Annotated in this window: 22 protein-coding genes; 7 read left to right on the top strand and 15 right to left on the bottom strand. The window is 67.9% G+C overall.

Annotated features, from left to right (window positions below; genetic code table 11):
* Window positions 1-424 precede the first annotated feature (424 nt).
* The 3 genes from WHX56_RS12265 to WHX56_RS12255 all read right to left on the bottom strand — a co-directional run bounded on the left by WHX56_RS12265 (window position 425) and on the right by WHX56_RS12255 (window position 2,414).
* Entirely contained in the window at window positions 425-1,078 is a 654-nt protein-coding gene (locus tag WHX56_RS12265) for a CoA transferase subunit B (protein ID WP_129241951.1), read from the bottom strand.
* 11 nt (window positions 1,079-1,089) lie between these two features.
* Window positions 1,090-1,788 carry a CoA transferase subunit A gene (locus WHX56_RS12260; protein ID WP_129241950.1) on the bottom strand — a complete coding sequence of 233 codons (699 nt, stop codon included), beginning with the start codon at window positions 1,786-1,788 and terminating at the stop codon, window positions 1,090-1,092.
* Window positions 1,789-1,964: 176 nt separating this feature from the next.
* Window positions 1,965-2,414, bottom strand: a complete 450-nt coding sequence (locus WHX56_RS12255) for an acyl-CoA thioesterase (RefSeq protein WP_287756395.1) — start codon at window positions 2,412-2,414, stop codon at window positions 1,965-1,967.
* 112 nt (window positions 2,415-2,526) lie between these two features.
* Here WHX56_RS12255 and WHX56_RS12250 point away from each other — a divergent pair, with 112 nt between their 5' ends.
* The 4 genes from WHX56_RS12250 to WHX56_RS12235 all read left to right on the top strand — a co-directional run bounded on the left by WHX56_RS12250 (window position 2,527) and on the right by WHX56_RS12235 (window position 6,598).
* Window positions 2,527-4,173, top strand: a complete 1,647-nt coding sequence (locus WHX56_RS12250) for an electron transfer flavoprotein-ubiquinone oxidoreductase (RefSeq protein WP_338881322.1) — start codon at window positions 2,527-2,529, stop codon at window positions 4,171-4,173.
* Window positions 4,174-4,226: 53 nt separating this feature from the next.
* Complete coding sequence (locus tag WHX56_RS12245) at window positions 4,227-5,081, top strand: NAD-dependent epimerase/dehydratase family protein (RefSeq protein ID WP_338881321.1); 855 nt, start codon at window positions 4,227-4,229, stop codon at window positions 5,079-5,081.
* A 72-nt stretch (window positions 5,082-5,153) separates the two neighbouring features.
* Window positions 5,154-6,257, top strand: coding sequence for a cytochrome (locus tag WHX56_RS12240; RefSeq protein WP_338881320.1), 1,104 nt, complete (start codon window positions 5,154-5,156; stop codon window positions 6,255-6,257).
* Window positions 6,254-6,598: an antibiotic biosynthesis monooxygenase family protein gene (locus WHX56_RS12235; protein ID WP_129241946.1), complete on the top strand. Its 345-nt coding sequence runs from the start codon at window positions 6,254-6,256 to the stop codon at window positions 6,596-6,598. The genes WHX56_RS12240 and WHX56_RS12235 overlap by 4 nt, the downstream gene beginning before the upstream one ends.
* A 12-nt stretch (window positions 6,599-6,610) precedes the next feature.
* Here WHX56_RS12235 and WHX56_RS12230 read toward each other — a convergent pair whose 3' ends face one another.
* From WHX56_RS12230 to WHX56_RS12210, 5 genes are read right to left on the bottom strand one after another with little or no spacing between them, the layout of a single operon-like run.
* Window positions 6,611-8,380 carry an ABC transporter ATP-binding protein gene (locus WHX56_RS12230; RefSeq protein ID WP_338881319.1) on the bottom strand — a complete coding sequence of 590 codons (1,770 nt, stop codon included), beginning with the start codon at window positions 8,378-8,380 and terminating at the stop codon, window positions 6,611-6,613.
* Window positions 8,377-9,198: an ABC transporter permease gene (locus tag WHX56_RS12225; RefSeq protein ID WP_338881318.1), complete on the bottom strand. Its 822-nt coding sequence runs from the start codon at window positions 9,196-9,198 to the stop codon at window positions 8,377-8,379. The genes WHX56_RS12230 and WHX56_RS12225 overlap by 4 nt, the downstream gene beginning before the upstream one ends.
* 7 nt (window positions 9,199-9,205) lie before the next feature.
* Entirely contained in the window at window positions 9,206-10,150 is a 945-nt protein-coding gene (locus tag WHX56_RS12220; RefSeq protein ID WP_129241943.1) for an ABC transporter permease, read from the bottom strand.
* Window positions 10,151-10,156: 6 nt separating this feature from the next.
* On the bottom strand, window positions 10,157-11,728 hold the full coding sequence (locus tag WHX56_RS12215) for an ABC transporter substrate-binding protein (RefSeq protein ID WP_338881317.1): 1,572 nt from the start codon (window positions 11,726-11,728) through the stop codon (window positions 10,157-10,159).
* A gap of 48 nt (window positions 11,729-11,776) precedes the next feature.
* Window positions 11,777-12,883 (bottom strand): C45 family autoproteolytic acyltransferase/hydolase, encoded by a 1,107-nt coding sequence (locus tag WHX56_RS12210; protein ID WP_287751791.1) that lies wholly within the window; start codon window positions 12,881-12,883, stop codon window positions 11,777-11,779.
* A 164-nt stretch (window positions 12,884-13,047) separates the two neighbouring features.
* On the opposite strand from WHX56_RS12210, the gene WHX56_RS12205 reads away from it, so the two are divergent.
* A complete protein-coding gene (locus WHX56_RS12205; RefSeq protein WP_338881316.1) occupies window positions 13,048-13,929 on the top strand; it encodes a GntR family transcriptional regulator in 882 nt (293 codons plus the stop codon).
* Between the two features lie 298 nt (window positions 13,930-14,227).
* Window positions 14,228-15,562, top strand: coding sequence for an aspartate aminotransferase family protein (locus tag WHX56_RS12200; RefSeq protein WP_338881315.1), 1,335 nt, complete (start codon window positions 14,228-14,230; stop codon window positions 15,560-15,562).
* On the opposite strand, the gene ltaE is transcribed toward WHX56_RS12200, so the two are convergent.
* The 6 genes from ltaE to WHX56_RS12170 form a co-directional block, all read right to left on the bottom strand.
* The gene (gene ltaE, locus WHX56_RS12195) at window positions 15,563-16,573 is read right to left on the bottom strand and encodes a low-specificity L-threonine aldolase (protein ID WP_338881314.1); all 1,011 of its coding nucleotides are present in this window, start codon (window positions 16,571-16,573) and stop codon (window positions 15,563-15,565) included.
* A gap of 39 nt (window positions 16,574-16,612) precedes the next feature.
* Window positions 16,613-17,500, bottom strand: coding sequence for a DMT family transporter (locus WHX56_RS12190; RefSeq protein WP_338881313.1), 888 nt, complete (start codon window positions 17,498-17,500; stop codon window positions 16,613-16,615).
* A 132-nt stretch (window positions 17,501-17,632) separates the two neighbouring features.
* A complete protein-coding gene (gene acs / locus WHX56_RS12185) occupies window positions 17,633-19,612 on the bottom strand; it encodes an acetate--CoA ligase (protein WP_129241936.1) in 1,980 nt (659 codons plus the stop codon).
* A 291-nt stretch (window positions 19,613-19,903) separates the two neighbouring features.
* Complete coding sequence (locus WHX56_RS12180; protein WP_287751798.1) at window positions 19,904-21,214, bottom strand: MFS transporter; 1,311 nt, start codon at window positions 21,212-21,214, stop codon at window positions 19,904-19,906.
* The gene (locus tag WHX56_RS12175; RefSeq protein WP_129241934.1) at window positions 21,211-21,618 is read right to left on the bottom strand and encodes a heme-binding protein; all 408 of its coding nucleotides are present in this window, start codon (window positions 21,616-21,618) and stop codon (window positions 21,211-21,213) included. The genes WHX56_RS12180 and WHX56_RS12175 overlap by 4 nt, the downstream gene beginning before the upstream one ends.
* Window positions 21,615-23,504 (bottom strand): propionate--CoA ligase, encoded by a 1,890-nt coding sequence (locus WHX56_RS12170; RefSeq protein ID WP_338881312.1) that lies wholly within the window; start codon window positions 23,502-23,504, stop codon window positions 21,615-21,617. The genes WHX56_RS12175 and WHX56_RS12170 overlap by 4 nt, the downstream gene beginning before the upstream one ends.
* Window positions 23,505-23,791: 287 nt before the next feature.
* Here WHX56_RS12170 and WHX56_RS12165 point away from each other — a divergent pair, with 287 nt between their 5' ends.
* On the top strand, window positions 23,792-24,451 hold the full coding sequence (locus tag WHX56_RS12165) for a C40 family peptidase (RefSeq protein WP_338881311.1): 660 nt from the start codon (window positions 23,792-23,794) through the stop codon (window positions 24,449-24,451).
* Window positions 24,452-24,604: 153 nt separating this feature from the next.
* Here WHX56_RS12165 and WHX56_RS12160 read toward each other — a convergent pair whose 3' ends face one another.
* Complete coding sequence (locus tag WHX56_RS12160; protein WP_039883953.1) at window positions 24,605-24,928, bottom strand: DUF2325 domain-containing protein; 324 nt, start codon at window positions 24,926-24,928, stop codon at window positions 24,605-24,607.
* Window positions 24,929-25,105 lie beyond the last annotated feature (177 nt).

Here is a 25,105-nt window from a genome sequence, read left to right as displayed (position 1 = left end):
ACCGCCTCAAACCGGTGCTCCGCTTCCTCGGGTGTCAGACACCTGGGGTTCATCTTGGCACGCCGACGCCCGATGAGAGGAAGGTGTCTGACACCCCTGAACCACCGCTTCAAGCCGGTACTCCTCTTCCTCGGGTGTCAGACACCTGGGGTTCTCGTCCCGGCATGCCGACGCCCGATGAGGGAAAGGTGTCTGACACCCCTGAAGCACCGCCTCAAGCCGGTACTCCGCCTCCTCGGGTGTCAGACACCTGGGGTTCATCCTGGCATGTCGACGCCCGATGAAAGGAAGGTGTCTGACACCCCTGAAGCACCGCCTCAAGCCGGTACTCCTCTCCCTCGGGTGTCAGACACCTGGGGTTCACTTGCACGGCAATGAAAAACGCCCCTTGCGGGGCGTTCTCAGCGAGACAACGGCAGCCGGTTTACTTGACCGCCGACACGTCCAGCTTGGCCAGCGTCTTGGACTGGATTTCGTCCACCGTCACGCCGGGCGCCGTTTCCAGCAGCTTCAGGCCGTTCTCGGTGACTTCCATCACGCCCAGGTCGGTGATGATCAGGTTGACCACGCCCACGCCGGTGAGCGGCAGATTGCATTCCGGCAGCAGCTTGATGTCTTCGGTGCCGTCCTTCTTCTTGGCCACGTGCTCCATCAGGACCACCACGCGGCCCACGCCGGCCACCAGGTCCATGGCGCCGCCCATGCCCTTGACCATCTTGCCCGGGATCATCCAGTTGGCCAGGTCGCCCTTTTCGGAGACCTGCATCGCGCCCAGGATGGCCAGGTTGATCTTGCCGCCGCGGATCATCGCGAACGAATCCGCCGACGAGAAGATCGAGGAGCCCGGCAGGGTGGTGACCGTCTGCTTGCCGGCATTGATGAGGTCTGCGTCGACCTCGTCGTCGGTGGGGAACGGGCCGATGCCCAGCAGGCCGTTCTCGGATTGCAGCCACACTTCCACGCCCTTGGGCACGTGGTTGGCCACCAGGGTCGGCAAGCCGATGCCCAGGTTCACGTAAAAACCGTCTTGCAGTTCGCGCGCAGCGCGAGCCGCCATTTCATCGCGGGACCATGCCATGTCTGTTCTCCTTAGGCCGGGCGAGTGGTACGTTGTTCAATGCGCTTTTCGGGCGTGGCGTTCAGCACGATCCGTTGCACATAGATGCCGGGCAGGTGGATCTGGTCGGGATCCAGGCTGCCGGTCTCAACGATTTCCTCGACTTCGACCACCGTGAACTTGCCCGCCATGGCGACGTTCGGGTTGAAGTTGCGGGCCGTCTTGCGAAACACCAGGTTGCCGCTGCGGTCGGCGATGTGCGCCTTGACCAGCGACACGTCGGGCACCAGCGAACGCTCCATCACGTACTGCTGGCCGTCGAACTCGCGGATTTCCTTGCCGTCGGCCACGATCGTGCCCACGCCGGTGCGCGTGAAGAACGCCGGAATGCCGGCGCCGCCGGCGCGCAGTTTTTCGGCCAGCGTGCCCTGGGGCGTGAATTCGAGTTCGAGTTCGCCCGACAGGTACTGGCGTTCGAATTCCTTGTTCTCGCCCACGTAGGACGCGATCATCTTGCGGACCTGGCGCGTGTTGAGCAACTGGCCCAGGCCGAAGCCGTCGACGCCGGCATTGTTGCTGACGCAGGTGAGGTCCTTGACGCCCGAATCGCGCAACGCGGCGATCAGGGCCTCGGGAATGCCGCAAAGGCCGAAACCGCCCACGGCGATCATCTGACCGTCCTTGACGATGCCTGCCAGCGCCTCCGTGGCGCTTGCATAAACCTTGTCCATCGCTCCAACTCCTAGTTAAGGTCGAACTGAAGAGAGCCCGTCCCGCCCGGGGATCGAAAAAATCGGGATGAGCCCTGTTTTTCCTGTTGCTTTTGTGCTTTTGCGCTAGATTTTACCGGCATGCCGGGACTACGCACGCCCTATTTTGCCGGTCTCCTCGCCGCGGCGCGAACGCCTCAGGCCGCGGGCTGGAACATGGCGCCCATTTGCGACAGCACTTCCGGCGGCCACGGAGTAGACGCGTTGGCCACGTAATCCAGCCAGACTAGCACGTTGCGGCCGCGGGCATAGGGGCCCGCGGGATCGTCCGCCTTTTCCAGCAGCAGTTCGAAGTCCGCGCTGGAACGGCCGATGCGGGTGACCTTGTGCGTAACGCGCACAGTGGCCGGATAGGTCAGGGGACGCAGGAAATCGCAGGATGCGTGGGCCAGGATGGGCCCCTCGTCGGCGGGCAACTGGAAGCCCGCCCCGTAGAGGATCTGCATCCGGGCCTCTTCCATGAGCCTGAAATACAGCGTGTTATTGAGATGGTTCAAGGCGTCCGAGTCGCCCCAACGCAAAGGCAATTCGATTTGATGGATATCGCCTACCGCAAGAATCCGTGCAGACATATTGTCCGGGTTCACCAATGGCTCCTGATGGCTGAATGAAATACGAAGGCATGCAGGGCGCCGCCTGCAATACAATCGCCGATAATACTTCCAGCCATATATGGAATACATACGGGGAGCTTTGCAAATGTCTGAACGCGAGTCGATGGAATATGACGTGGTCGTGGTTGGCGGTGGACCCGCCGGCCTGGCCACCGCTATCCGTCTTAAGCAGCTAGCCGCTGAGAAGAATCAGGAAATCGGCGTCTGCGTACTTGAAAAGGGCGCGGAACTGGGTGCGCACATCCTGTCCGGCGCCGTCATGGACCCGCTGGCGCTGACCGAGCTCATTCCCGACTGGAAGGAAAAAGGCGCGCCGCTGACCGTGCCCGTCACGCAGGACAAGTTCCTGTTCCTGTCCGAGACCGGCGCGCGCGGCACGCCCAACTGGCTGCTGCCGCCCTGTTTCCACAACGAGGGCAACTACATCGTCCGCTTGGGCGACGTCGTGAAATGGATGGGCGAACAGGCTGAAGCCCTGGGCGTGGACATCTTCCCGGGCTTCGCCGCGGTTGAAATCCTGTACGACGAGAACGGCGCCGTGCGCGGCGTGGCCACCGGCGACATGGGCGTGGCCCGCGACGGCAGCCACACCGACCACTACCAACCCGGCATGGAACTGCATGCGCGCTATACGGTGTTCGCCGAAGGCGCGCGCGGCCAACTGGGCCGCCAGTTGATCGAGCGCTACAAGCTCGACGACGGCCGCGACCCGCAGTCCTACGGCATCGGCATCAAGGAAATGTGGGAAGTCGACCCGGCCCAGTCCAAGCCCGGCCTGGTCATCCACACCGCCGGCTGGCCGCTGGATTCCGATACCTACGGCGGCTCGTTCCTCTATCACCTGGACAACAACCTGGTGGCGGTGGGCATGATCGTCGGCCTGGATTACGCCAACCCCTGGCTGTCGCCGTTCGACGAATTCCAGCGCTACAAGACCCACCCCGCCATCCGCGGCACGTTCGAAGGCGGCAAGCGCATCGCCTACGGCGCGCGCGCCATCACGGCCGGCGGCCTGCTGTCGCTGCCCAAGCTGGCGTTCCCGGGCGGCGTGCTGGTCGGCTGTGAGGCCGGCTTCCTGAATGCTTCCCGCATCAAGGGCAGCCATGCGGCCATCAAGTCGGGCAAGCTGGCCGCCGAAGCCGCCTTCGACGCCCTGGCCGCCGACCGCCGCCAGGACGAACTCTCCGCGTATCCGCGGGCGTTCGAGGCGTCCTGGCTGCATGCCGAACTGAACAAGGCGCGCAACTTCAAGCAGTGGTTCAAGAAGGGCCGCACCATCGCCACGGTGATGACCGGCGTCGAACAACTGCTGTTCAAGGGCAAGATGCCCTGGACCCTGCGCCACAGCAAGCCCGACCACGCCTGCCTGCAGCCGGCGTCGCAATGCGCGCGCATCGACTACCCCAAGCCGGACGGCAAGCTCACCTTCGACAAGCTCAGCTCGGTGTTCATCTCGAACACCAACCACGACGAGAACGAGCCCGTCCACCTGACGCTGAAGGACCCCAACATTCCCGTGCAGGTCAACCTGGCCAAGTACGGCGGGCCGGAGTCGCGCTACTGTCCGGCGGGCGTGTACGAATTCGTCAAGGACGACCACGGCGAGGACCGCCTGCAGATCAACGCGCAGAACTGCGTGCACTGCAAGACCTGCGACATCAAGGACCCCACCCAGAACATCGTCTGGGTGGCCCCGCAAGGCGGCGAAGGCCCCGTCTACAGCGGCATGTAACGGGCAGGCGCCCCGCGGGGCGCCTGACTGCCCCCCGGGCCGCAGGACATTCCATGACCGAACGCGTACTCCTCATCGGCTGCGGCGACCTGGGCCAGCGCGTCGCCCAGCGTTTCCTCGCGCGCGGCGACGAGGTCCACGCCCTGCGCCGCAATCCGCCCGCGGGCGGCCCGCCAGGCATCCGCTGGCTGCGCGGCGACATCGCGCGCCCGGGCGGGCTTCCCGCGCTGCCCCAGGGCGTGACCCGCCTGATCCATCTGCCCGCGCCCGGCGCGCGCGGCGACGCCGCCTACCGGGGCGTATTCATCGACGGCCTGGCCAACGTGCTGGACGCGCTGGACGCCTCCCGGCTCGAACGCGTCGTGTTCGTCTCGTCCAGCGCCGTCTATGGCGAACACCATGGCGACTGGGTGACCGAAGACACGCCGCCCGCCCCGCTGGGCGCCAACGGCCGCGTGCTGCTGGAGGCCGAGGCCGCGCTGGCGGCCCGGCGCCTGCCGTCCACGGCGCTGCGGCTGGCGGGCCTGTACGGTCCCGGCCGCCTGCAACTGATCGACAGGCTGCGCGGCGGCGGGGCCGGCGCGCCGGTCCAGCCCGAGCATTGGGCCAACCGCATGCACATCGACGACGCCGCCGCGGCCGTGGTCCACCTGGCGCTCCTGCCCGAGGCGGCGCCGGTGTACATCGGCTGCGACGATACGCCCCTGCCCCTGCATGCGCTGTACGCCGAACTGGCCAGGCTCGCGGGCGCGCCCGCGCCCGGCGTGGCGCCCGCCCCCGCCCATGTCGGCAGCAAGAAGCTCAGCAACGCCCGCCTGCGCGCCAGCGGATTCACGCCGCGATGGCCGGACTCGCGCCTGGGCTATGCGGCGCTGCTGGCGGACCGGGACGGCGTGCCGCAGGCATAGTTCGCCCCGCGCCGAATCGTCGGCCGCAAGCCTGCCGGATACTGGCGTCCTTCGTCACTGCCGGCCGTCGCCATGTTTCCTGCCGATCCTCTCGCAGCCGTCACTCACCCCGACCCCTACCCGTACTACGCCGCGCTGGCTCGCGGCAGGCCGCTGTACCGGGAGCCGGCGCTCGGCCTGTGGATCGCCTGTCATCCGGACGCCATCCGGGCCGTCATGGGCCACCCGGCCGCGCGCGTGCGGCCCGCCGATGCGCCGGTGCCGCCCGCGCTGTGCCCGGGCCCGGCGGGAACGCTGTTCGGCCGCTTCGTGCGCATGAACGACGGCGCCGCGCACGCGCGGGCAAAGGCCTTGCTGGCCGACTTCATCCAGGAACAGGGCGCGCGGCCTTCCCCGCCGGCATGGCCGGAGGCCGGACCGCCACATGCGGCGGCCGTCGACCGCTATCTGGCCGCCGCTCCCGTGCACGCGCAGGCCGCGTTCCTCGGCCTGCCGCCCGCCCTCCACGCCGATTGCGCGGCCGACATCGGCGCTTTCATATCTGCCCTGCCCGGGACCGCCGGCAGCGCGCAGGCCGCCGCCGCGCACGCCGCGGCCGAACGCTTGCAGTTCCGCCTGGAGTCCCACTTGCTGGCGCCGCAGGCGGCGCCCGCCTTGCGCCGGCTGCGCGAAGCCGGCGAACGGGCCGGTCTTGCGCCCGCGCTGCTGGCGGCGAACCTGGCCGGCCTGCTGTTCCAGTCCTGCGAGGCCGGCGCCGGCCTGCTGGGCAATGCGCTCGTCCTGGCCGGGCGCCGAGGCGTCCGTGGCCCCGTCACGGACGCGGACGCCCAGGCGCTGGTGGACGAGGTCCTGCGCAAGGATCCGCCCGTGCACAACACCCGGCGCTTCCTGGCTGCCGGCATCGAGACCGGCGGCCAGCGCATCGAGGCCGGCCAGACCGTGCTGCTGGTGCTGGCCGCCGCGGCCATGGCCGAACCCGAGGCGGGCTGGCCGTTCGGCGCGCTGGGCCATGCCTGTCCCGGCGCCGGCCTCGCCCGCCGCCACGCGGCGTCGGCGCTCGCGCACCTGCTGCGCGCGGGCGCCGACGCTCCCGCGCTGGCGGCCCGTTTCCGATACCGGCCGCTGCCCAACGCGCGCGTGCCCCAGTTTGATTTTCCCGAGGACAACACCCCATGATCGCCGTGATATTCGAAGTCGAACCCGCCAACGGCAACCCCCAGCCCTATCTGGACATCGCCGCCGGCCTCATCGAAGAACTGAAAGCCGTGGACGGGTTCATCTCGGTCGAACGCTTCCAGAGCCTGTCCAACCCGGGCAAGCTGCTGTCGCTGTCGTTCTGGCGGGACGAAGAAGCCGTGCGGCGCTGGCGCACGCTGGAATCGCACCGCCGCGCGCAGGAGGCCGGGCGCGGCGGCGTCTTCTCGGGCTACCGCCTGCGCGTCGCGCAGGTGCTGCGCGACTACGGCCTGCAAGAACGCGGCGAAGCCCCTGCCGACAGCCGCGAACGGCACGGCTGAGGCCCGGCCGCCTCAGGCTCCGGCCGCGGCCGCCGCGAGCGCCACCCGGTGCGTGGCGCCGGATTCGAACACCGCCGTCATGGCCGGCGGGCCCATGGCTGTCGAAGGATCGAAATAGTCGGACTCGTCGCGCCCCTGCCCGGCCGGCAGGTCGCGCACCTCAACACGGAAGCCCTCGGCCGGACTGCCCCGCAATTCCGGCACCGCCCGCAGCAGCCGGCGCGTGTAGGGATGTGTCGGCCGGTCGAACACTTCGTCGCGCGAGCCTTCTTCGACGATATGGCCGCGCAGCATCACCACCACGCGGTCCGCGATCTGCTCGACCACGCCCAGGTCGTGCGAAATCAGCAGGCAGGCGAAGCCGTGAGACTTCTGCAGCGACATCAGCGTTTCCAGCACCTGCTTCTGCACGGTGACGTCCAGCGCAGACACCGGCTCGTCCGCGATGATGACTTCGGGCCTCAGCACCAGCGCCCGCGCGATGGCGACGCGCTGGCGCTGCCCGCCCGACAGTTCGTGCGCGTAGCGCTCCGCGTAGCCCTCGCCCAGGCCCACGTCGCGCAGCGCCTCTTCGACGCGCCTGCTCCTGGCCTCGGCCGTCAATCCGGGCTCCAGCCGCAGGCCCTCGCCCACGAGGGCGCCGATGGTCATGCGCGGATCCAGCGACGAATAGGGATCCTGGAACACCATCTGGATGCGGCGGCGCGCCGCCTGCCATGCCTGGCCCGAGCCGCCCGCGGGCAAGGCCCGGCCATCCAGTTCGATGCGCCCCCGCGCCTGCGGCACGAGGCCCAGGATGGACATCATGACCGTGGTCTTGCCGCTGCCCGATTCGCCGACGATGGCCAGCGTTTCCCCCGGCGCCACCGCGAAGGCCGCGCGATGGACCGCCCGCAGGGCGCGCTTGCGGAACCAGCCGTCGCGGACCGTGTAGTCGATCGCCAGCTCGTCCACCCGCAGGATGGGCGGACGGTCCGCGGCCGCCCGGGCGGGCCCGCGCTTGGGCAGCGCGTCCAGCAGGCTGAGCGTATAGGCGTCCCGCGGCCGCGACAGCACCTCGGCCACCGGGCCGGTCTCGACCGCCCGGCCCCGGCACATGACCAGCACGCGCTGCGTGTACGCGGCCACCAGGGCCAGGTTGTGGCTGATGAAAATCAGCGCGGTGCCCTGCTCGCGCGTCAGTTCGCACATCAGGTCCAGCACTTCCTTCTGCACCACGCAGTCCAGCGCCGTGGTCGGCTCGTCCGCGATCAGCAGGCGCGGCTTGAGCAGCATCACGCCCGCCAGCAGGATGCGCTGGCGCATCCCGCCCGAGAATTCGTGCGGATAGCGCTTCATGCAGTCGCGCGCGTCGCGCACGCGCACCCGCTCCAGCATCCGGACCGCGGCCTCCCAGGCATCGCGGCGCGCCATGCCCCGGCGCAGCACCAGCGCTTCGATCAGTTGTTCGCCCACGCGGAACGCGGGGTTGAGCGACACCATCGGCTCCTGGAACACCATGCCGATGCCCGTGCCGCGCATCGCCAGCCAATCCTGCGGCGCCTGCCGCAATAGGTCCCGACCCTCGAACAGCGCCTGCCCGCCGGCGATGCGCGCAGCGTCCGGCAGCAGGCCCAGCAGCGTCTTGCCGATCAGCGTCTTGCCGCTGCCGGATTCCCCGACGATGGACAGCGACTCGCCGGCATGGAGGTCGAACGACACCCGGTTCACCACCGGCGCCGCATCGCGCCTGCCGGGAAAACGGATTTCCAGGTCGCGCACGGACAGCAGGGGCACGCTCATGCCGTCACCCCCCGCATGCGCGGATCCAGCAGGTCGCGCACGGCGTCGCCCAGCAGATTGATGCCCAGCAGGCTCAGCGAAATCATGGCGCCGGGGAACACGGCCAGCCAGATGGCCTGGTCCATGGCGTTGCGGCTTTCGGACAGCATGCCGCCCCAGGTGGCCAGCGGCGGCGGCACGCCCAGGCCCAGGAAGCTCAGCGCGCTCTCGGCCAGCAAGGCCGAGCCGAAGATGGAGGTCGCGAAGATGAGCAGCGGCGGCAGGCAGTTGGGCAGCACGTGGCGGAACACCGTCCACAGGCCGCCATGCCCGGTGGCGCGCGAAGCGACGACGAAATCGCGCTGGCGCAGCGACAGCGCGGCGCCGCGCGCGATGCGCGACACCGACGGCGAATACGCCAGGCCCAGCGCCAGCACCACGCCCCATTTTGACGGGCCCAGCACCGTCATGATGCCCAGCGCGAGCAGCAGGCCCGGGAACGCCATCAGCGATTCCACCAGGACCGTGATGCCGCGGTCGACCCAGCCGCCCGCGTAGCCCGCCGCGACGCCGACGGTGGTGCCCAGCACCAGCGCCAGCAGCACGGAGAACACACTGACCGCCACGCTGACCCCGGCCCCCGCCATCAGCCGCGACAGCACGTCGCGGCCGAACTCGTCGGTGCCCAGCCAGTACTCCGCCGACGGCGGCGAAAAGCGCGCCAGCAGGTCGCCTTCCAGCGGGTCGTGCGGTGTGTAGACCAGCCCGACCAGGGCCAGCAGCACCACGCCGCCGACCAGCGCGCCGCCCAGGACGGCATTGGTATTTTTCAAGCCCATGATGATCCTATTGAAGCTTCACGCGCGGATCGAACAGCGGATACAGCAGATCCACCGCCAGATTGACCGCCACGTACAGGAGCGCGATGAACAGCAGGCAGCCCTGCACCACCGGATAGTCCCGCGCATAAATGCTCTCGACCAGCAGGCGGCCGATGCCCGGCAGCGTGAACACGGTCTCGATCACCGCGGCGCCCGACAGCAGATGGCCCAGCATCAGGCCGATCACCGTCAGCGTGGGGCCGAACGAGTTGGGCAGCACGTGGCGCAGCATCACCCGCTTTTCGGGCAGGCCCTTGGCGCGCGCGTGCGCCACGTATTCGAGCCGCAGGGTCTCGATGGTGCTGGCCCGCATCATCCGGGTGATGGCGGCGATCTCGGTCAGCACGATGGCGCACACCGGCAGCACCAGGTAGCGCGCCGCGCCCAGGCCGCCCTGGGCGATGGATTCGAAGCCGTACACCGGCAGCCAGTTCAGCTTTACGCCGAACAGCCAGATCAGGAGGATGCCCACCCAGAAGCTCGGCATCGACACGAACAGGATCGAGGTCGACACGATGGCGGTGTCCGCGCGGCGGTTCTGGCGCCAGGCGGCGACCATGCCGGCGGGCACCGCAACCAGGCAGGCCAGCAGCGTGGCGGTCAGCACCACCTGTGCCGTCACGGCGAAGTGCGTCAGCACCAGGTGCATCACCGGCTCGCGCCGCGCGATCGACATGCCCAGATCGCCCCGCAGAGCGTTCCCGACCCAGATCAGGAACTGCTCGCCGACGGGGCGGTCCAGCCCCAGCGCGTGGCGCATTTCCGCCAGCAGCGCCGGATTGTCGATATCGCCCAGCATCAGCGAGGCCGGATCCCCGGGGATGGCGCGGATAAGCGCGAACACCAGCACCGTGACCACGATCACGGTGGGCACCGACGCCGCGATGCGCTTGAGTAGATAGCCCAGCACGGCGCCTCAGTTCTTGGTGACGTTGAAGAAGCGCGGCTTGCGCAGCGGCCAGCCCGTGAAGCCTTGCAGCTTGCTGGACACCACCACGTAGCCGGGCTTGTTGTAGTACATCAGCAGCGGGGTGTCGCGCAGCATCAGCGCATGCAGCTTGTCGAACGCCTGTTTGCGCACCGCCGGATCGGACTCGGCCTCGATCCCTTCCAGGATGGCCGCGGCCTCCGGGCTTTCCCATTGCGCCATGGGCGTTTTGGACTTGTCGCCGATCACGTCGCGGAACATCAGCGCGGGTTCGGTGCGCGCCGAATAGGCGAAAGCCATGAGCTGGAACTTGCCTTCGCGGAAGTTGGTCACCTGCGTGCCCCATTCCAGCATGTCCAGCTCGGCCTTGATGCCGGCCTTGCCCAGTAGCTGCTGCGTCACGACCGCGACCCGGTACAGGTAGGGATAGCGTTTGTTGGCCTGCAGCTTCAGGGGTTCGCCGCGGTAGCCGGCGGCCTCGAGCAGGCGCTTGGCCTCTTGCAGGTTCTTCTCGTAGCCGGCCCGGTCCGCCTCGGAGTAGTAGGCGCTGGCCGCCGGCACCAGCGACGGGTTGTAGGCGGCCTGGCCGTTGTTCAGCGCGCGGGCGATGCCCGGGAAGTCCAGCGCCAGCGCGATGGCGCGGCGCATGTTCACATCGGACAGCAAGGGCGCGCGCGTCTGCATCAACAGGTTGACGGTGTCCAGCCCCTGCTCGGTCACGATGTTCCAGCGCGGGTCCTTGGCCGGCAGATTGTCTTCGTCGGCGTTGTAGGCGTCGACCTGCCCGGCCATCAGGGCCGCCTTCTGCGCGGCGGCGTCCGGGATCACGACGAAGCGCACGCTGGCCTGCGCGGCCTTCCTGCCGGCCATGCCGCTGGGCGCCTCGCCGCGGGGCTTATAGCCCGCGTACGGCGTCAGCAGCACGTATTGTTCTTTTTTCCATTCGGCCAGGACATAGGGCCCCGTGCCGACGGGCTTGACCCACTTGCCGTCGGCGTCCACGCTTTTCGGGCTCAGCACCGGCATCGGGCATTGCACGCTGGCCATCTGATCTAGGAACAGCGCGTAGGGCTGTTCCAGCCGGAACACCACCGTGGCCGGATCGGGCGTTTCCACCGCCACGACCTTGGCTCCCTTGCTGCCGTCGTAGAGGTTCTTGCACGAATACTCGGACTGGGCGCCGTTGAGGTAGTCGTAGCTCCATTTGACGTCGGCGGAGGTCATGGGCGAGCCGTCGTGGAACGTCACGCCCTGGCGCAGCTTGAACGTGTAGGCCCGCTTGTCGTCCGACAGCGTCCAGCCGTCCGCCAGCATGGGCGCCACGCTCATGTCGGCGCGCAGCGCCACCAGGGACTCCACCACGTGCGCCAGCACATTGTCGGTGGAGGTGTTGCGCGAACGTCCGCCGGGCAGCGTGGTCGGCGTGCCGGAGCCTTCGGCGTAGCGGATTTCGGGAAGGGCGGCCTGCGCCCGGACCGCGGCCGGCATGCCGGCCATGGCGCCCGCCAGCGCGGCGGAAAACAGCAGCGCGCTCTTGACGCGCGAACCATGCGAATTCATAGGGTCACTCCAGGCGCGGCGTTCGCCGCGGACAGGTCCAGGGCCGGCTCAGAAGAGCCGGTACTCCGCGTAGTTGCGTCCTTCGTACGGTTTGCGGGCGATCCACATCACGCCGCTTTCCGGCTCCATCAGCGTGGTGGCCACCGTGGCCGAAATGCTGTCGAAGCTGGCGGGCTTGGGCGAACGCAGCACGCCGTCCGGCGCGGCGAAGTCGTCGGCCAGGATGCGCTTGACCGCGGCCCAGTCGATCCCGCCGGCGGCGCGCGCCAGCCCGTCCTGCACGCGGCGCTGGCGATAGATCGAGTCCGGATTGGCGGCCAGCCCCTTGTCGAACAGCTTGGCGCGCGCGGGCGCGCTGATCCAGTGGTTGGCATGCACCAGCAGGCCGTTTTCCGGCGTGATCCAGAAGATTTCGTCGGGCGAACATTCCAGGTCGACGGCCTCGCCTTGCGCCTGCGCCAGCATCAGGTTGTTGGAGCAGAAGCGCCGCGACGCCCACAGCACCTTCATGGCGTTGCAGAGGTTGGAGGCTTCCAGCATCTTGCGCCGCACCAGCACCAGCGGCACTTCGGCGGGGCGCTGATAGTCGTGCTCGCAGGACAGGAAGTTGCCGGACAGCGAAACGCCCGCGCTGTTGAACCCGTGGCGCGCCAGGCTGCCCGCCTCCGTGAACATCAGCAGATCGGGCCCGTCCTCGCGGCGCATGCGCAGCACGATGCCGGTGTCCGCGCATTCCTCGCGCCAGTCCCAGTTGTGCGCATGCATGAGCTTGCCGCCGGCCGCGGCCTCCGGCAGCACGACCAGGCCGGTGCAGCCGTCGTCCAGCCCCTTGCGGGCGCGGGCCAGTTCGGCATGGCCGAACATCATCTCGGTGCGACAGTTGATGACCACCACGTCTTCCAGCGCCTGGCCCGAACCGTCCGCGATCCCGCGCAGTTCTTCCAGGTAGGCGGCGTCGTAATCGCCTACCACGGGCACCATGGCGGCGGCCAGCGCCTTCAGGCGGTCCGCGCCCACGCCGCGCCGCTCGAGCTGGCCGCGATAGAGGGCCACGCTGCGCGCCACGCGCTCCGGGACGGCGGCGCCATGCTGGCGCCCCCGCTCATAAGGACTGCCCTGTACGTCGACCAGGGGAAAGGGGGTAGGCAAAGTCACGGCGCAAGGCTCCGGTGCGAGTTCATTCAGACCGACAAATTTTGTACTAATATAGAAAAAAGTTCAATATAAGGGTTTCCACCGACACCACTGGCCAGCCGCCCTCGCCACAACGCTCTCCGGTACCATTCCCAATCCGCCGCTCCTAGCGCCCGCCCCCGTCCATGCCCAACGCCGCACCCGCCCGCCCCACTCCGCTGCAAGTCGACCTGGCACGCCACATGGCGGAAGACATCGTGGCCCGGCGCTATGCGCCGGGCGACCATTTGTCCGAGGAAGCGCTGGCGGCGGCCTACGAGGTGTCGCGCACGCCCGTGCGCGGCGCGCTCAGGCTGCTGGCCGCGCAAGGCCTGATCACGCACCGCCCCAACAGCGGCTACACCGTGGCCGACAATGCCGCCGCGGGCGCGCCCGCCATCGCGGGCGCGGGCCCCACGCAGGACGAGCTGTACCGGCGGCTGATCGACGACCGCGCCTCGCGCGCGCTGCCGGAAACCTTCACCGAACGCGACCTGCAGCAGCGCTATCCGGCGCCGCGCAGCGTGCTGGCCAAGACGCTGCTGCAACTCTCGGCGGACGGCCTGATCGAAAAGCGCAAGGGCCACGGCTGGCAGTTCGCGCCGTCGCTGGAGAACCGCGACGCCCTCAACGAGAGCTACCGTTTCCGGATGACGGTCGAATGCGCGGGCCTGCTGGAACCCACGTTCCGGCTGGACAGGGAGGCCCTGGCGCGCATGCGCGCCGCGCATGAAGCCCTGGCCGCGCGCAGCGACGCCGACATCTCGGCCACCGAGTTCTTCAACCTCAACGCCTCGTTCCACGAGATGCTGGCCCGCTTCTCGGGCAACCGCTACATCCTGCAGGCCGTGCAGCAGCAGAACCAGCTACGCCGGCTGGAAGAGCATGCCGCGTTCCACCGCGACGCGCGCTACGCCAATTCCGGCAGCGAACACCTGCAGATCATCGAGGCCCTGGAAGTCGGCGACCAGGAATGGGCTTCCCAACTCATGCGCCGCCACCTGAAGACCTCGCTGCAAGTGTCGTAAGACTCACCCGCTTCACGCCCCCCTTTCGAGGGGCCCACTTTGCCGAAGGACGCTGTCCTTCCCGGCAAGCGCAGCCCTGTGCCCAACACCAGCCCTGTGCCTGACACCAACCTTGTGTCTGGCACCAACCCCGTGTCTGACACCCCTACGCCCCGCCCGGCATGCTGAAGCGCACGCCCCCCGGGTGTCTGACACCCCCAAAGACACTAACCCCGCCACCCCAGGTCCATCCTGTATTGTATTTTTAATTGTATTAATACAAAATAGAAAACCCGAACCACCCCGAAGCAGGCTCCCCATGTCCTCGTCAGCGCCCCACCCCACTCCCGCCCTCAACGCCGAAGCCTATTGGATGCCCTTTACCGCGAACCGGCGGTACAAGCGCGCGCCCGTGCTGTTCACCGCCGCGGAAGGCATGCACTACATCCGCCCGGACGGCCGCCGCGTGCTGGACGGCATCGCGGGCCTGTGGTGCGTGAACGCGGGGCATCGCCGCCCCGAAATCGTCGACGCCATCGCCCGCACCGCCCATGAACTGGACTATGCGCCGTCGTTCCAGATGAGCCATCCGCTGGCCTTCGAGCTGGCCGAGGCCCTGCGCCAGGAAGCGCCCCCGGGATTCTCCAACGTGTTCTTCTCGAACTCCGGCTCCGAAGCCGTGGACACGGCGCTGAAGATCGCGCTGGGCTACCACCGCGCGCGCGGGCAGGGCCAGCGCGTGCGCCTGATCGGACGCGAGCGCTCCTACCACGGCGTGGGGTTCGGCGGCCTGTCGGTGTCGGGCATCGCCGGCCACCGCAAGCCCTTCGGGAATCTCCTGCCCTACGTGGACCACCTGCCGCACACGTACGACCGCAACCAGATGGCCTACACGCGGGGACAGCCGGATTGGGGCGCCCACCTGGCCGATACACTGGAACGCATCGTCGCGCTGCACGACGCGTCCACCATCGCGGCCGTCATCGTGGAACCGGTGGCGGGCTCCACCGGCGTGCTGGTGCCGCCCAAGGGCTATTTGCAGAAACTGCGCCAGATCTGCGACGCCCACGGCATCCTGTTGATTTTCGATGAAGTCATCTGCGCCTTCGGCCGCATCGACGGCGCCTTCGCCTCGCCGCATTTCGGCGTCACGCCGGATATCATCACCAGCGCCAAGGGGTTGACCAACGGCGCGATCCCGATGGGCGCCACGCTGGTGCAGCGGCATGTCCACGATGCCTTCATGCAGGGCCCGGACAGCGCCATCGAGCTATCGCACGGCTATACCTATTCCGGCCATCCGGTGGCATGCGCCGCCGGCCTGGCCACGCTGGACATCTGCCGCCGCGAAGGCCTGTTCCAGCGCAGCCGCGAACTCTGGCGCTATTGGGAAGACGCCGCGCACAGCCTGAAGGGCCTGCCGCACGTGGTGGACATCCGCAACATCGGGCTGCTGGCGGCCATCGAACTGGCGCCGCTGGACGGCAAGCCCGGCCAGCGCGCCTATGCCGCGCACCAGGCCTGCCTGGAACGCGGCTGCCTGATCCGTTCGGCGGGCGACACGATGCTGCTGTCGCCTCCGCTCATCATCGAGCGCGCCCAGATCGACGAATTGTTTTCGGTCCTGTCGGACGTGCTGCGCGCGGCCGCCTAGTCAGGCGAGGTGCCGCGCCACCGCCTGGACCACCCGCCGCACGTCGCCGGCCGACACGTCCAGGTGGGTGACCAGGCGCGTCGGCCCGCCGTAGACGGCCCGCATCAGGATGCCGTCGCCCGCCAGCGCGGCGGTCAGCGCTTCGCAGCGCGAAGGCTCGAATTCCGCGAACACCATGTTGGTGTCCTGGCTCAGCACCTTGACGCCGGCAATGCCGCGCAGCCCGTCGGCCAGCAGGCGGGCGTTCTCGTGGTCCTCGGCCAGGCGCTCGACGTTGTGCTCCAGCGCATACAGGCAGGCCGCGGCCAGCACGCCGGCCTGCCGCAGGCCGCCGCCCAGCATCTTGCGCCAGCGCCGGGCGCGGGCGATCAGCTCGGCGCTGCCGACCAGCACCGAGCCCACCGGCGCGCCCAGCCCCTTGGAAAAACAGATCGACACCGAATCGAAGGACTCGCACAGATCCGCCACCGGCTTGCCGCTGGCCACGGCCGCATTGCAGACGCGCGCGCCGTCCAGATGCGTCACCAGGCCGTGCTGGCGGGCCCACGCGGTGGCGGCCTGCACATAGGACGCCGGGATCAGCTTGCCGTGGAAGGTGTTCTCCAGGGCCAGCAGGCGGGTGCGGGCGAAGTGCGGATCGCCCGTGGGCTTGAGCGCCGCGGCCAGCTTCTCCAGCGGCAGCGAGCCGTCTTCCGCGTGCTCGACCGGCTGCGGCTGGATGCTGCCCAGCACCGCCGCCCCGCCCCCTTCGTACTTGTAGGTGTGCGCCTGCTGTCCCACCAGGTACTCGTCGCCCCGGTCGCAGTGCGCCATCAGCGCCCCCAGGTTGCTTTGCGTGCCGGAGGGAAAGAACAGGCCGGCCGCCTTCCCGGCGCGCTCGGCTACCGCTTCCTGCAAGCGGATCACGGTGGGGTCGTCGCCCATCACGTCATCGCCCAGGGGCGCGGCGACCATCGCCTGGAGCATGGCGGCGGAGGGCCGGGTAACGGTGTCGCTGCGCAGATCGATCATGGAAAATCCTTGGAGAGGAAATGGAATTCAGGAAGCCGCTCAGCCGGCGCGCGGCGCGGGCGCGGCCCGGCTCACCACCCAGATGCCGGCCAGGATCAGCACCATGCCGCCCAGTTCGGCCGGCGTGGGCCGCTCGGACAACAGCGCCCAGGCGAACAGCATGGCCACGACCGGCACGCCCAGGCTCGACAGGCCGGCGATGGACGCGGGCACGCGGCGCACGACCTGCAGCCACAGCAGCCAGCCCGCCGCCGTCGCGATCAGCACGATGTAGACCATGCCCGTCCAGAGCTGCCAGCCCCATTGCGCGGGCATCTGCGGCACCAGGAAGGCCAGCGGCGCCATAGCCAGGCCGCCGAGCAGCATCTGCCAGGCGGTGAAGGTCATCACGTCCGGCGCATGGCGCTCGAACATGCGCTTGGACAACACCGTGCCCACGCCCCAGCTCAAGCCGCTGCCCAGCCCCAGCGCCACCGGGCGGATGTCGCCCAGGCCGTTCCAGGGCTCCACGAAACAGACCAGCCCGACGGCCGCCAGGCCGATGCCCAGCCCATGCCTCGCGGTAGGCCGTTCGCGCAGCAGCCCCCACGCGAACAGGATCACCCAGAACGGCATGGTGTAGGCCATGAGCGAGACCTTGCCCACCCCGCCCGTCACCAGCGCCGTCTGCACGAAGCCCTGGAAGCCGGCCGTCTGCGTCAGGCCGATCAGCAGGGTCAGCTTCCACGGCGGCATGGCCAGCGGGCGGCGGGTCGCGATCGCCAGCGCGAACAGCACCAGGCTGCCCGCCACGTAGCGCAGCGCCACGAAATCGAACGGGCCGATGTAGGACACGACCAGTTTCATCGCGATCCAGCTACCCGCCCAGACCAGGATGGTGCTGAACATCAGGGCTAGCCCCGCCCGATCGAAACTGCTGCGGCTCACGTCTATGGCTCCGTGGAGGTGCGGAAATGGAAAAAGAAAAAGCGCCCGGCGCCGGCGGATTGCCGGCGCCGGGCGCCTGACATTATGCGCCTGTTGCGCGCGGGGCGGCCGCCAGGCGGCGGCCGGACGCGCTCACAGGGGCTTGGACAACTGTTCCAGGATGGCGGGGTTTTCCAGCGTGGAGACGTCCTGCGTGACTTCCTCGCCCTTGGCGACCACGCGCAGCAGGCGGCGCATGATCTTGCCCGAGCGCGTCTTGGGCAGGTTGTCGCCGAAGCGGATGTCCTTGGGCTTGGCGATGGGGCCGATTTCCTTGGCCACCCAGTCGCGCAGCGTCTTGGCGATGGCCTGGGCCTCGTCGCCTTCCGGACGCGTCCGCTTGAGGACCACGAAGGCCACCACGGCCTCGCCGGTCGTGTCGTCCGGACGACCCACCACCGCGGCTTCGGCCACCATTTCGTGAGCCACCAGCGCCGACTCGACTTCCATCGTGCCCAGGCGGTGGCCCGACACGTTCAGCACGTCGTCGATGCGGCCCATGATCCAGAAATAGCCGTCCGCGTCGCGCTGCGCGCCGTCGCCGGCCAGGTAATAGCCGCGCAGTTCGGGCGGGAAATAGCTTTTCTTGAAACGCTCCGGGTCGCCCCAGATGTTGCGGATCATCGCGGGCCACGGCCGCTTGATCACCAGGAAGCCGCCATTGCCCTGTTCGACGTCGGCGCCGGTCTCGTCGACGATGGCCGCCGCGATGCCCGGCAGGGGCAAGGTGCACGAACCCGGCTTGGTCGGCGTGGCGCCCGGCAGCGGGGTGATCATGTGGCCGCCGGTCTCGGTCTGCCACCACGTATCCACGATGGGGCAGCGCTCGCGGCCCACGTTCTTGTGATACCACATCCAGGCTTCGGGGTTGATGGGCTCGCCCACCGTGCCGATGATGCGCAGGCTGTCCAGGTCGTAGTTCTTCGGATGCGCTTCGGGCGAGGCCTCGGCCGCCTTGATCAGCGAACGGATCGCGGTGGGCGCGGTGTAGAACGTGGTGACCTTGTGGCGGGCGATCATGTCCCAGAAGCGGCCGGCGTTCGGGTAGGTCGGCACGCCTTCGAACACCACCTGCGTCAGGCCGGCCGCCAGCGGGCCGTAGGTGATGTAGGTGTGGCCGGTGACCCAGCCCACGTCGGCCGTGCACCAGTACACGTCGTCCTTGCGGGCGTCGAAGGTCCACTTCACCGTCAGCAGCGCCCACAGCAGGTAGCCCGCCGACGAATGCTGCACGCCCTTGGGCTTGCCGGTGGAGCCGGAGGTGTAGAGGATGAACAGCGGGTGCTCGGCGTTGACCGGCACGGGCTCGCAGGTGTCGGCCTGGCCGGCTTCCACGTCGTGCATCCAGAGGTCGCGGCCTTCGTTCCACTGCACCTTGCCACCGGTGCGGCGGTACACGATGACCTTGGAGACGCCCTCGCAGCCGCCCATCGTGAAGGCCTCTTCGACCGCGGGCTTCAACGGAATGGTCTTGCCGCCGCGCACCTGCTCGTCGGCGGTGATGACCAGCGAGGCGCCCACGTCCATGATGCGCTCTTGCAGGCTCTTGGCCGAGAAGCCGCCGAACACCACCGAGTGCGTCACGCCCAGGCGCGCGCAGGCCTGCATGGCGACCACGGCTTCGATCGACATCGGCATGTAGATGATGGCGCGGTCGCCCTTCTTGTAGCCCAGCGCGGCGATGCCGTTGGCGAAGCGGCACACGCGGGCCAGCAGTTCGCGATAGGTGACCTTGTCGACCTTGCCGTCGTCGGATTCGAAGACGATGGCGGTCTTGTCGGCGTTGCCATTGGTCAGGTGCACGTCCAGGCAGTTGGCCGAGACGTTCAGTTCGCCGTCGCCGAACCAGCGGTAGAACGGAGCGTCGGATTCGTCGAGGACCTGCGTGAACGGCTTGGTCCACTGCAGATTGTCGCGGGCCTGCCCGGCCCAGAATCCGTCGAAATCGTTCTCGACCTGCGCGCACAGCGCGTTATAGGCTTCCATGCTGGGAATGGCGGCGCCCCGCGCCGCGCGCTCGGGCGGCGGAAAAACGCGGGTTTCCACCAAGACGGACTCAATAGCGTTCGACATGATCTTTGTCTCCAATCGGTGATTCTGTTGTTTATGCCGCTTTTTTATTACCCACCTGCAACCGTATCGCCACGCTCTTACGGGCACCTTACGCAAAATGCGGGCCGGAGCCCGCAATGGCGCAGGAGCGCGGAGCTTCGGCAATGCCGGTCTCGGGCGAGACAGGCCGGAAGGCATCGAGCTGGCGGCATGCACAAGCAAACTGCGCGCCGGCGCCGCGTAGCGAAAGCGGCGCCGCTGGGCAGACCGTAAGGATAGCAGCCGCGGCCCCGCTTCCGCGAGCCGCGGGCTTCACGCCGCCTGCCGGGCCAGGCCGCGCTTCATGTCCACGCGCGACAAAAGGATGAGGCCGCCCACGAAGAACAGGCCGGTCACCAGGATCGCCAGCCGGTGGTTGCCGTGCGTGGCCCACGTCACCAGGCCGTAGGTCAGCGGGCCGATCACGGCGGCCAGTTGCACCGAGAAGGTCCAGAGCGAAAAGAACTCGGCCAGCCGGCCCGCGGGCGCGAGCGCGCCGGTCATGGCCCGGCCCGCGCTCTGGGTGGTGCCCATGCACAGCCCGGCCAGCGTGGCGGCCACCCAGAACACCGGCGCCGTGACGGCGGCGTAGGCCACCAGCACCATCGCGATCCAGCCGACCAGCGTCATGGCCAGCGCGGGCTTGTGCCCGATGCGGTCCTGCACGTAGCCGAACGAGAACGCCCCCGCCGCCGCGCCGATGTTCACGGTGAACACCAGCAGCATGATCTGGGGCGTGGTGAAGCCCATGACTTCCGAGGCGTACACGGCCGCCAGCGTGATCACCACCGAAATCCCGGCCTGGTAGCAGGCGATGCACATGAGCAGCCGGCGGAATTCCGGAAAGTGCTGCCCGGTTTCGCGCCAGGCATAGGCCAGGCGCTTGAACATGTGCAGCGCCTCGGGCTGGCCGGCCTGCGGCTTCGCGCGTTCACGCAACAGGAAGAACGACGGCAGCGCCGCCAGCGCGAACACCGAGCAGGTGACGACGATGACCCAGGGCACGAAATGCTCGGCCGTCGCCCCGCGCGCCTCCGCCAGCGTCACGACGACCAGCGACAGGCCCAGGGTGAGCATGCCGCCGCAATAGCCGAAGCTCCAGCCCCACCCCGACACCCGCCCCAGCGCGGCGGGCTTGGCGAGTTCGGGCAGGAAGGCCGCGACCACGGATTCGCCCACGCAATAGCAGTAATTGGAGATGACGATGGCGGCCAGCGCCAGCCAGACGTCGCCGGGCCCCGCCTGGGTCAGCACCAGGGTGGCGGCGACGCAGCCCACCGTGCTCGTGTAGAGCAGGCGGCGCTTGCCCGCGCGCGCGTCCGCGCGGGCGCCCAGGCTGGGCATGGTCAGCATGATGAGCAGATAGGACAGCGACAGGGCCGCGGTCCAGGCCAGCGTGGCCCACGGGGCGCGCCCGCCCACCACGCCGACGAAATAGGTGCTGAACACCGCCGTGAGGATCACGGTGGTGTAGCCGGAATTGGCGAAGTCGTACATGGCCCAGGCCCAGACTTCGCGTTTGGCCACGCCCGGATTCAGGGGGCTGTCGCCCCCCGCCCCGGCGTCCTGCCCCGGCAGGCTCATAGCCCCAGGGCGGCGATGCCTGCTTGCGCGATCTGCACGTCTTCGGTCGACTTCACGCCCGACACGCCGACCGCGCCCACCACGTGGCCGCCGGCCACGACCGGCACGCCGCCTTCCAGCAGGCCGTCGATCAGCGGGGCCGACAGGAACGAGTAGCGGCCGTTGTTGATCATTTCTTCATAGACGCGCGACTCGCGGCGGCCCAGCGCGGCGGTCTTGGCCTTCGCGGGAGCGATGTGCGCCGAGATCGGGGCGGCATCGTCCAGGCGCAGCATGCCCAGCAGGTGGCCGCCATCGTCGACCACGGCGATGGTGACGGCCCACTTGTTCTGCAGGGCGTGTGCTTCGGCCGCGGCCAGGACTTTCTTGACGTCTTCGGCGCTCAGCACGGGTTTGGTATTCATTGCAGCGACTCCTTGATCTGTTCCAGGGCGGTTGGGTCTTCGATGGTCGTCAGGTCCCCGGGATCGCGTCCTTCGCATACCGCGACGATCGCGCGGCGCAGCACCTTGCCGGAACGGGTCTTGGGCAACGCGCCCACGAACCGGATCCGGGCGGGCCTGGCCACCGCTCCGAGCTGATCTTCCACCAGCCGCATGATATCGCCTTCCAGTTGTTTTGCCCCCTCCGGCGTTTCGGCGCCGGCGGGATTCTTCAGCACGGCGAACGCCATGGCCACCTGCCCCTTGAGCGCGTCCGCCACACCCACCACCGCGCATTCGGCGATGAGGGCATGGCTGTTGACGGATTCCTCGATCTCGCGCGTGCCCAGCCGGTGGCCCGCCACGTTGATCACATCGTCCGTGCGACCCAGAATGAACCAGTAGCCGTCATCGTCCACCAGGCCCCAGTCGAACGTGGAATACACCTGGCGCCCGGGGATGGACGTGAAGTAGGTCTGCACGAAGCGTTCGTCGTCGCCCCAGATGGTGGACATCGCCCCCGGCGGCAGCGGCGGCACGATGGCCACCACGCCCTTCTGGCCGGGGCCCAGGTCCTCGCCGGTGGATTCGCTGACGATGCGCGCGTCGAAGCCGTACACGGGAAAGGACGGGCTGCCGTAGCGGGTGGGCACTTGCTCCACGCCCGGCTGGGCCGAGAGGATCGGCCAGCCCGATTCCGTCTGCCAGTAATTGTCGATGATGGGTTTGCCCAGGCCGCTGGAAATCCATTGCGCCGTCGGCTCGTCCAGGGGCTCGCCCGCCAGGTACACCGCGCGCAGCGACGACAGGTCGTGCTGCTTGAGCAAGGCCGGATCCTGGCGCTTGAGCACGCGCACCGCGGTCGGCGCCGAAAACAGCGTGTTGACCTCGAACTGTTCCACCAGCTTCCACAGGATCGCTCCATCGGGCCGCACCGGCGTGCCTTCGTACAGCACCGTGGCCTGCCCGCCGATCAAGGGGCCGTAGACGATATAGGAATGGCCCACCACCCAGCCGATGTCGCTGGTGCAGAAGAACGTATCGCCCGCCTTCCCGTTGAAGATGTATTCCATGGACGAGGCCAGCGCCACGGCGTAGCCGCCCGTGTCGCGCTGCACGCCCTTGGGCCGGCCGGTGGTGCCGGAGGTATAGAGGATGTAGCTCGGTTCGGACGATTCCAGCCATTCGACCGGCACCCGGGCGCCGCGGTGGCGTTCGCGCAGGGTCGCGTAGTCCAGGTCGCGCCCCGCCACGGGCTCGAACGGGGCCAGGCCGCGGTCGAACACCACGACCGAGGCCGGCGGCGTCTTGGCCAGGGCCAGCGCCCGGTCCAGCAGCGGCTTGTAGGGCACGACCTTGCCGGCGCGCGACCCGCCGTCGGTGCAGACGACGACCTTGGGCGCGGCGTCGTCGATGCGCTGGGCCAGGTTGACCGAGGCGAAACCGCCGAACACGACGGAATGCACCGCCCCGATCCGGGCGCAGGCCAGCATCGTGAACACCGCCTCCGGCACCATCGGCATGTAGAGCAGCACGCGGTCGCCCCGTCCCACTCCCAGTTCCTTGAGCATGGCGGCGGCGGCATTGACCTCTTCGAAGACGTCCTGGCGGGTATAGACGCGCTCGCGGTCCACCTCGGTGGACACCCAGATCAGGGCCGGCGCGTCGGCCTGGGTCGGCAGCCAGCGGTCGACGGCGTTGTAGCAGAGGTTGGTCCGGCCGCCCGTGAACCATTTGGCGAACGGCGGCCGGGAGAAATCCAGCACAGACTCGAACGGCGTCTCCCAATGAATGCGGCCGGCCTCTTCCCGCCAGAATGCATCGCGATCGTGCACCGAGCGGTAATGGAAATCCCGGGTTTTTTGCATTTATGTCTCCTGTTATCGTTCGTAAGCCTTAAGGCTGATTGCTTTCTTCTTGGATCTTTCGGTCATTTTGGTAGGCGAACCTTGCACGAGGCTTGCCGCAAGTCAAAAAGTTCCACCAGGCGTCCACGCTGCATGGACATTTAAGCCGGTAACGTAACGAACCGGTCTTGAAAGTTTGGTAGAATCCCCGCGAAGTTGTACAAAAATGTTGATTTTGCTGACATCTCGGCCAGATTCACGGCGCATCCCGTGTTTTTTGCCGTTATCCGCAAATCATCCCCTGGCGAATGCATCGACACTCCACACGCGCGCGACAGAATTCATCCACTGGCCAGGCAACTCGCGGTCTGCGTTTGCTGGCGCTGGTGGCGTGCGTGGCGGGTCTGGCAGGTTGTGCCGGTACGAACCAAAAGTCAACCGCCTATACGTCGGAGATCGACCCCTACGAAATGGAGTGGGTCGCCACCGCCGATGACCCCATCGGCATGCTGGTGGTGCATAAGTTCAAGCGCGAACGCCAGCAGGCCCACACGGGCGTGAACAGCGACAACGCCATGGTCAGCGAAGCCCTGAACTACCTGGGCATCCGCTACCGCTTCGGCGGCACTTCCCCCGATACCGGATTCGATTGCAGCGGGCTGGTCAGCTACACGGTCGAACGCTCGCTGGGCCTGAAACTGCCGCGCAATGCCGCCGACATGGCGCAACAGGGCATCGCCGTCAACAAGAACGAACTGAAGGCCGGCGACCTGGTCTTCTTCAATACGCTGGGCCGCCGCTATTCGCACGTCGGCATCTACCTGGGCGACGACCGCTTCGTGCACTCGCCCAGCGCCGGCGGCGTGGTCCGCGTCGAAAGCATGGCCATGACCTACTGGGCCAAGCGCTACAACGGCGCGCGCCGCCTGGACAACAGCCTGATGGCCTCCGCCCGCGCGGCCAACTGATCCCCCGCGCCCGGCTCTTCGTACAAGACAAGCAAAACGCCGCCGGACTTTCCAGTCCGGCGGCGTTTTCGTTTCTCTTCGCGGCCTATAGGCCGCAGGCCGTTTCGGCCTCCCCAGTTTTCTTGTCCGGCCGCGGCAGGCGGCGGCCGCTGCTTAGTGCACCGTGCCCGCGCGCGAGCACAGGCCGCATTGCTGCAAGGCCTGCTGCATGCTGCATACCGAACGCCGACAAGCCACGACCCGGATGCCGCCGCGCTGCGCCGCGTTGCGGAAGGTCTTCATGACGTTGTGGCCCAGGAAGTCGGTCAGCAGGATGACCAACTGGGTGCCCGAAGGCAGTTGCAGCGTCTTCTTTTGATGCGAAGGATCACGTCCGCTGATGTGGTGCGTGATCGAAATATTGTGTCCTTTGAGAAGGTCGGGAATGTTGCCGAGGCGGTCGGCCCCCACTACCACTGCACTGAGTCCTGCCGTCATGATGAACCTCACTGGGTCGTTGAGACTAGGTGTAATGATAATGATTCCTATTGTTTAGTCAACTTAAATGAGATCAGTTCTTATTTAATTATTTTTATGAGCCTGCGTAGAGGGATAGCGAGATCTCGCGCCGCCGGAAAAAAAAACGGCGCCCGAAGGCGCCGCGCTGGTTCGCAT

It is taken from the genome of Achromobacter veterisilvae (genome assembly GCF_037619525.1).
Taxonomy (GTDB): domain Bacteria; phylum Pseudomonadota; class Gammaproteobacteria; order Burkholderiales; family Burkholderiaceae_B; genus Achromobacter; species Achromobacter veterisilvae.
Note: the sequence above shows the minus strand (reverse complement) of the source record. Positions and strands in the feature narration are given on the sequence as shown.

Coding starts and splice junctions, on each gene's coding strand:
- WHX56_RS12200 (WP_338881315.1), top strand. CDS start 14,228: ATGTCCTCGTCAGCGCCCCACCCCACTCCCGCCCTCAACGCCGAAGCC.
- WHX56_RS12265 (WP_129241951.1), bottom strand. CDS start 1,078: ATGGCATGGTCCCGCGATGAAATGGCGGCTCGCGCTGCGCGCGAACTG.
- WHX56_RS12175 (WP_129241934.1), bottom strand. CDS start 21,618: ATGAATACCAAACCCGTGCTGAGCGCCGAAGACGTCAAGAAAGTCCTG.
- WHX56_RS12165 (WP_338881311.1), top strand. CDS start 23,792: ATGCATCGACACTCCACACGCGCGCGACAGAATTCATCCACTGGCCAG.
- WHX56_RS12260 (WP_129241950.1), bottom strand. CDS start 1,788: ATGGACAAGGTTTATGCAAGCGCCACGGAGGCGCTGGCAGGCATCGTC.
- WHX56_RS12180 (WP_287751798.1), bottom strand. CDS start 21,214: ATGAGCCTGCCGGGGCAGGACGCCGGGGCGGGGGGCGACAGCCCCCTG.
- WHX56_RS12215 (WP_338881317.1), bottom strand. CDS start 11,728: ATGAATTCGCATGGTTCGCGCGTCAAGAGCGCGCTGCTGTTTTCCGCC.
- WHX56_RS12170 (WP_338881312.1), bottom strand. CDS start 23,504: ATGCAAAAAACCCGGGATTTCCATTACCGCTCGGTGCACGATCGCGAT.
- WHX56_RS12205 (WP_338881316.1), top strand. CDS start 13,048: ATGCCCAACGCCGCACCCGCCCGCCCCACTCCGCTGCAAGTCGACCTG.
- WHX56_RS12250 (WP_338881322.1), top strand. CDS start 2,527: ATGTCTGAACGCGAGTCGATGGAATATGACGTGGTCGTGGTTGGCGGT.
- WHX56_RS12160 (WP_039883953.1), bottom strand. CDS start 24,928: ATGACGGCAGGACTCAGTGCAGTGGTAGTGGGGGCCGACCGCCTCGGC.
- WHX56_RS12225 (WP_338881318.1), bottom strand. CDS start 9,198: ATGGGCTTGAAAAATACCAATGCCGTCCTGGGCGGCGCGCTGGTCGGC.
- WHX56_RS12245 (WP_338881321.1), top strand. CDS start 4,227: ATGACCGAACGCGTACTCCTCATCGGCTGCGGCGACCTGGGCCAGCGC.
- WHX56_RS12230 (WP_338881319.1), bottom strand. CDS start 8,380: ATGAGCGTGCCCCTGCTGTCCGTGCGCGACCTGGAAATCCGTTTTCCC.
- WHX56_RS12240 (WP_338881320.1), top strand. CDS start 5,154: ATGTTTCCTGCCGATCCTCTCGCAGCCGTCACTCACCCCGACCCCTAC.
- acs (WP_129241936.1), bottom strand. CDS start 19,612: ATGTCGAACGCTATTGAGTCCGTCTTGGTGGAAACCCGCGTTTTTCCG.
- WHX56_RS12235 (WP_129241946.1), top strand. CDS start 6,254: ATGATCGCCGTGATATTCGAAGTCGAACCCGCCAACGGCAACCCCCAG.
- ltaE (WP_338881314.1), bottom strand. CDS start 16,573: ATGATCGATCTGCGCAGCGACACCGTTACCCGGCCCTCCGCCGCCATG.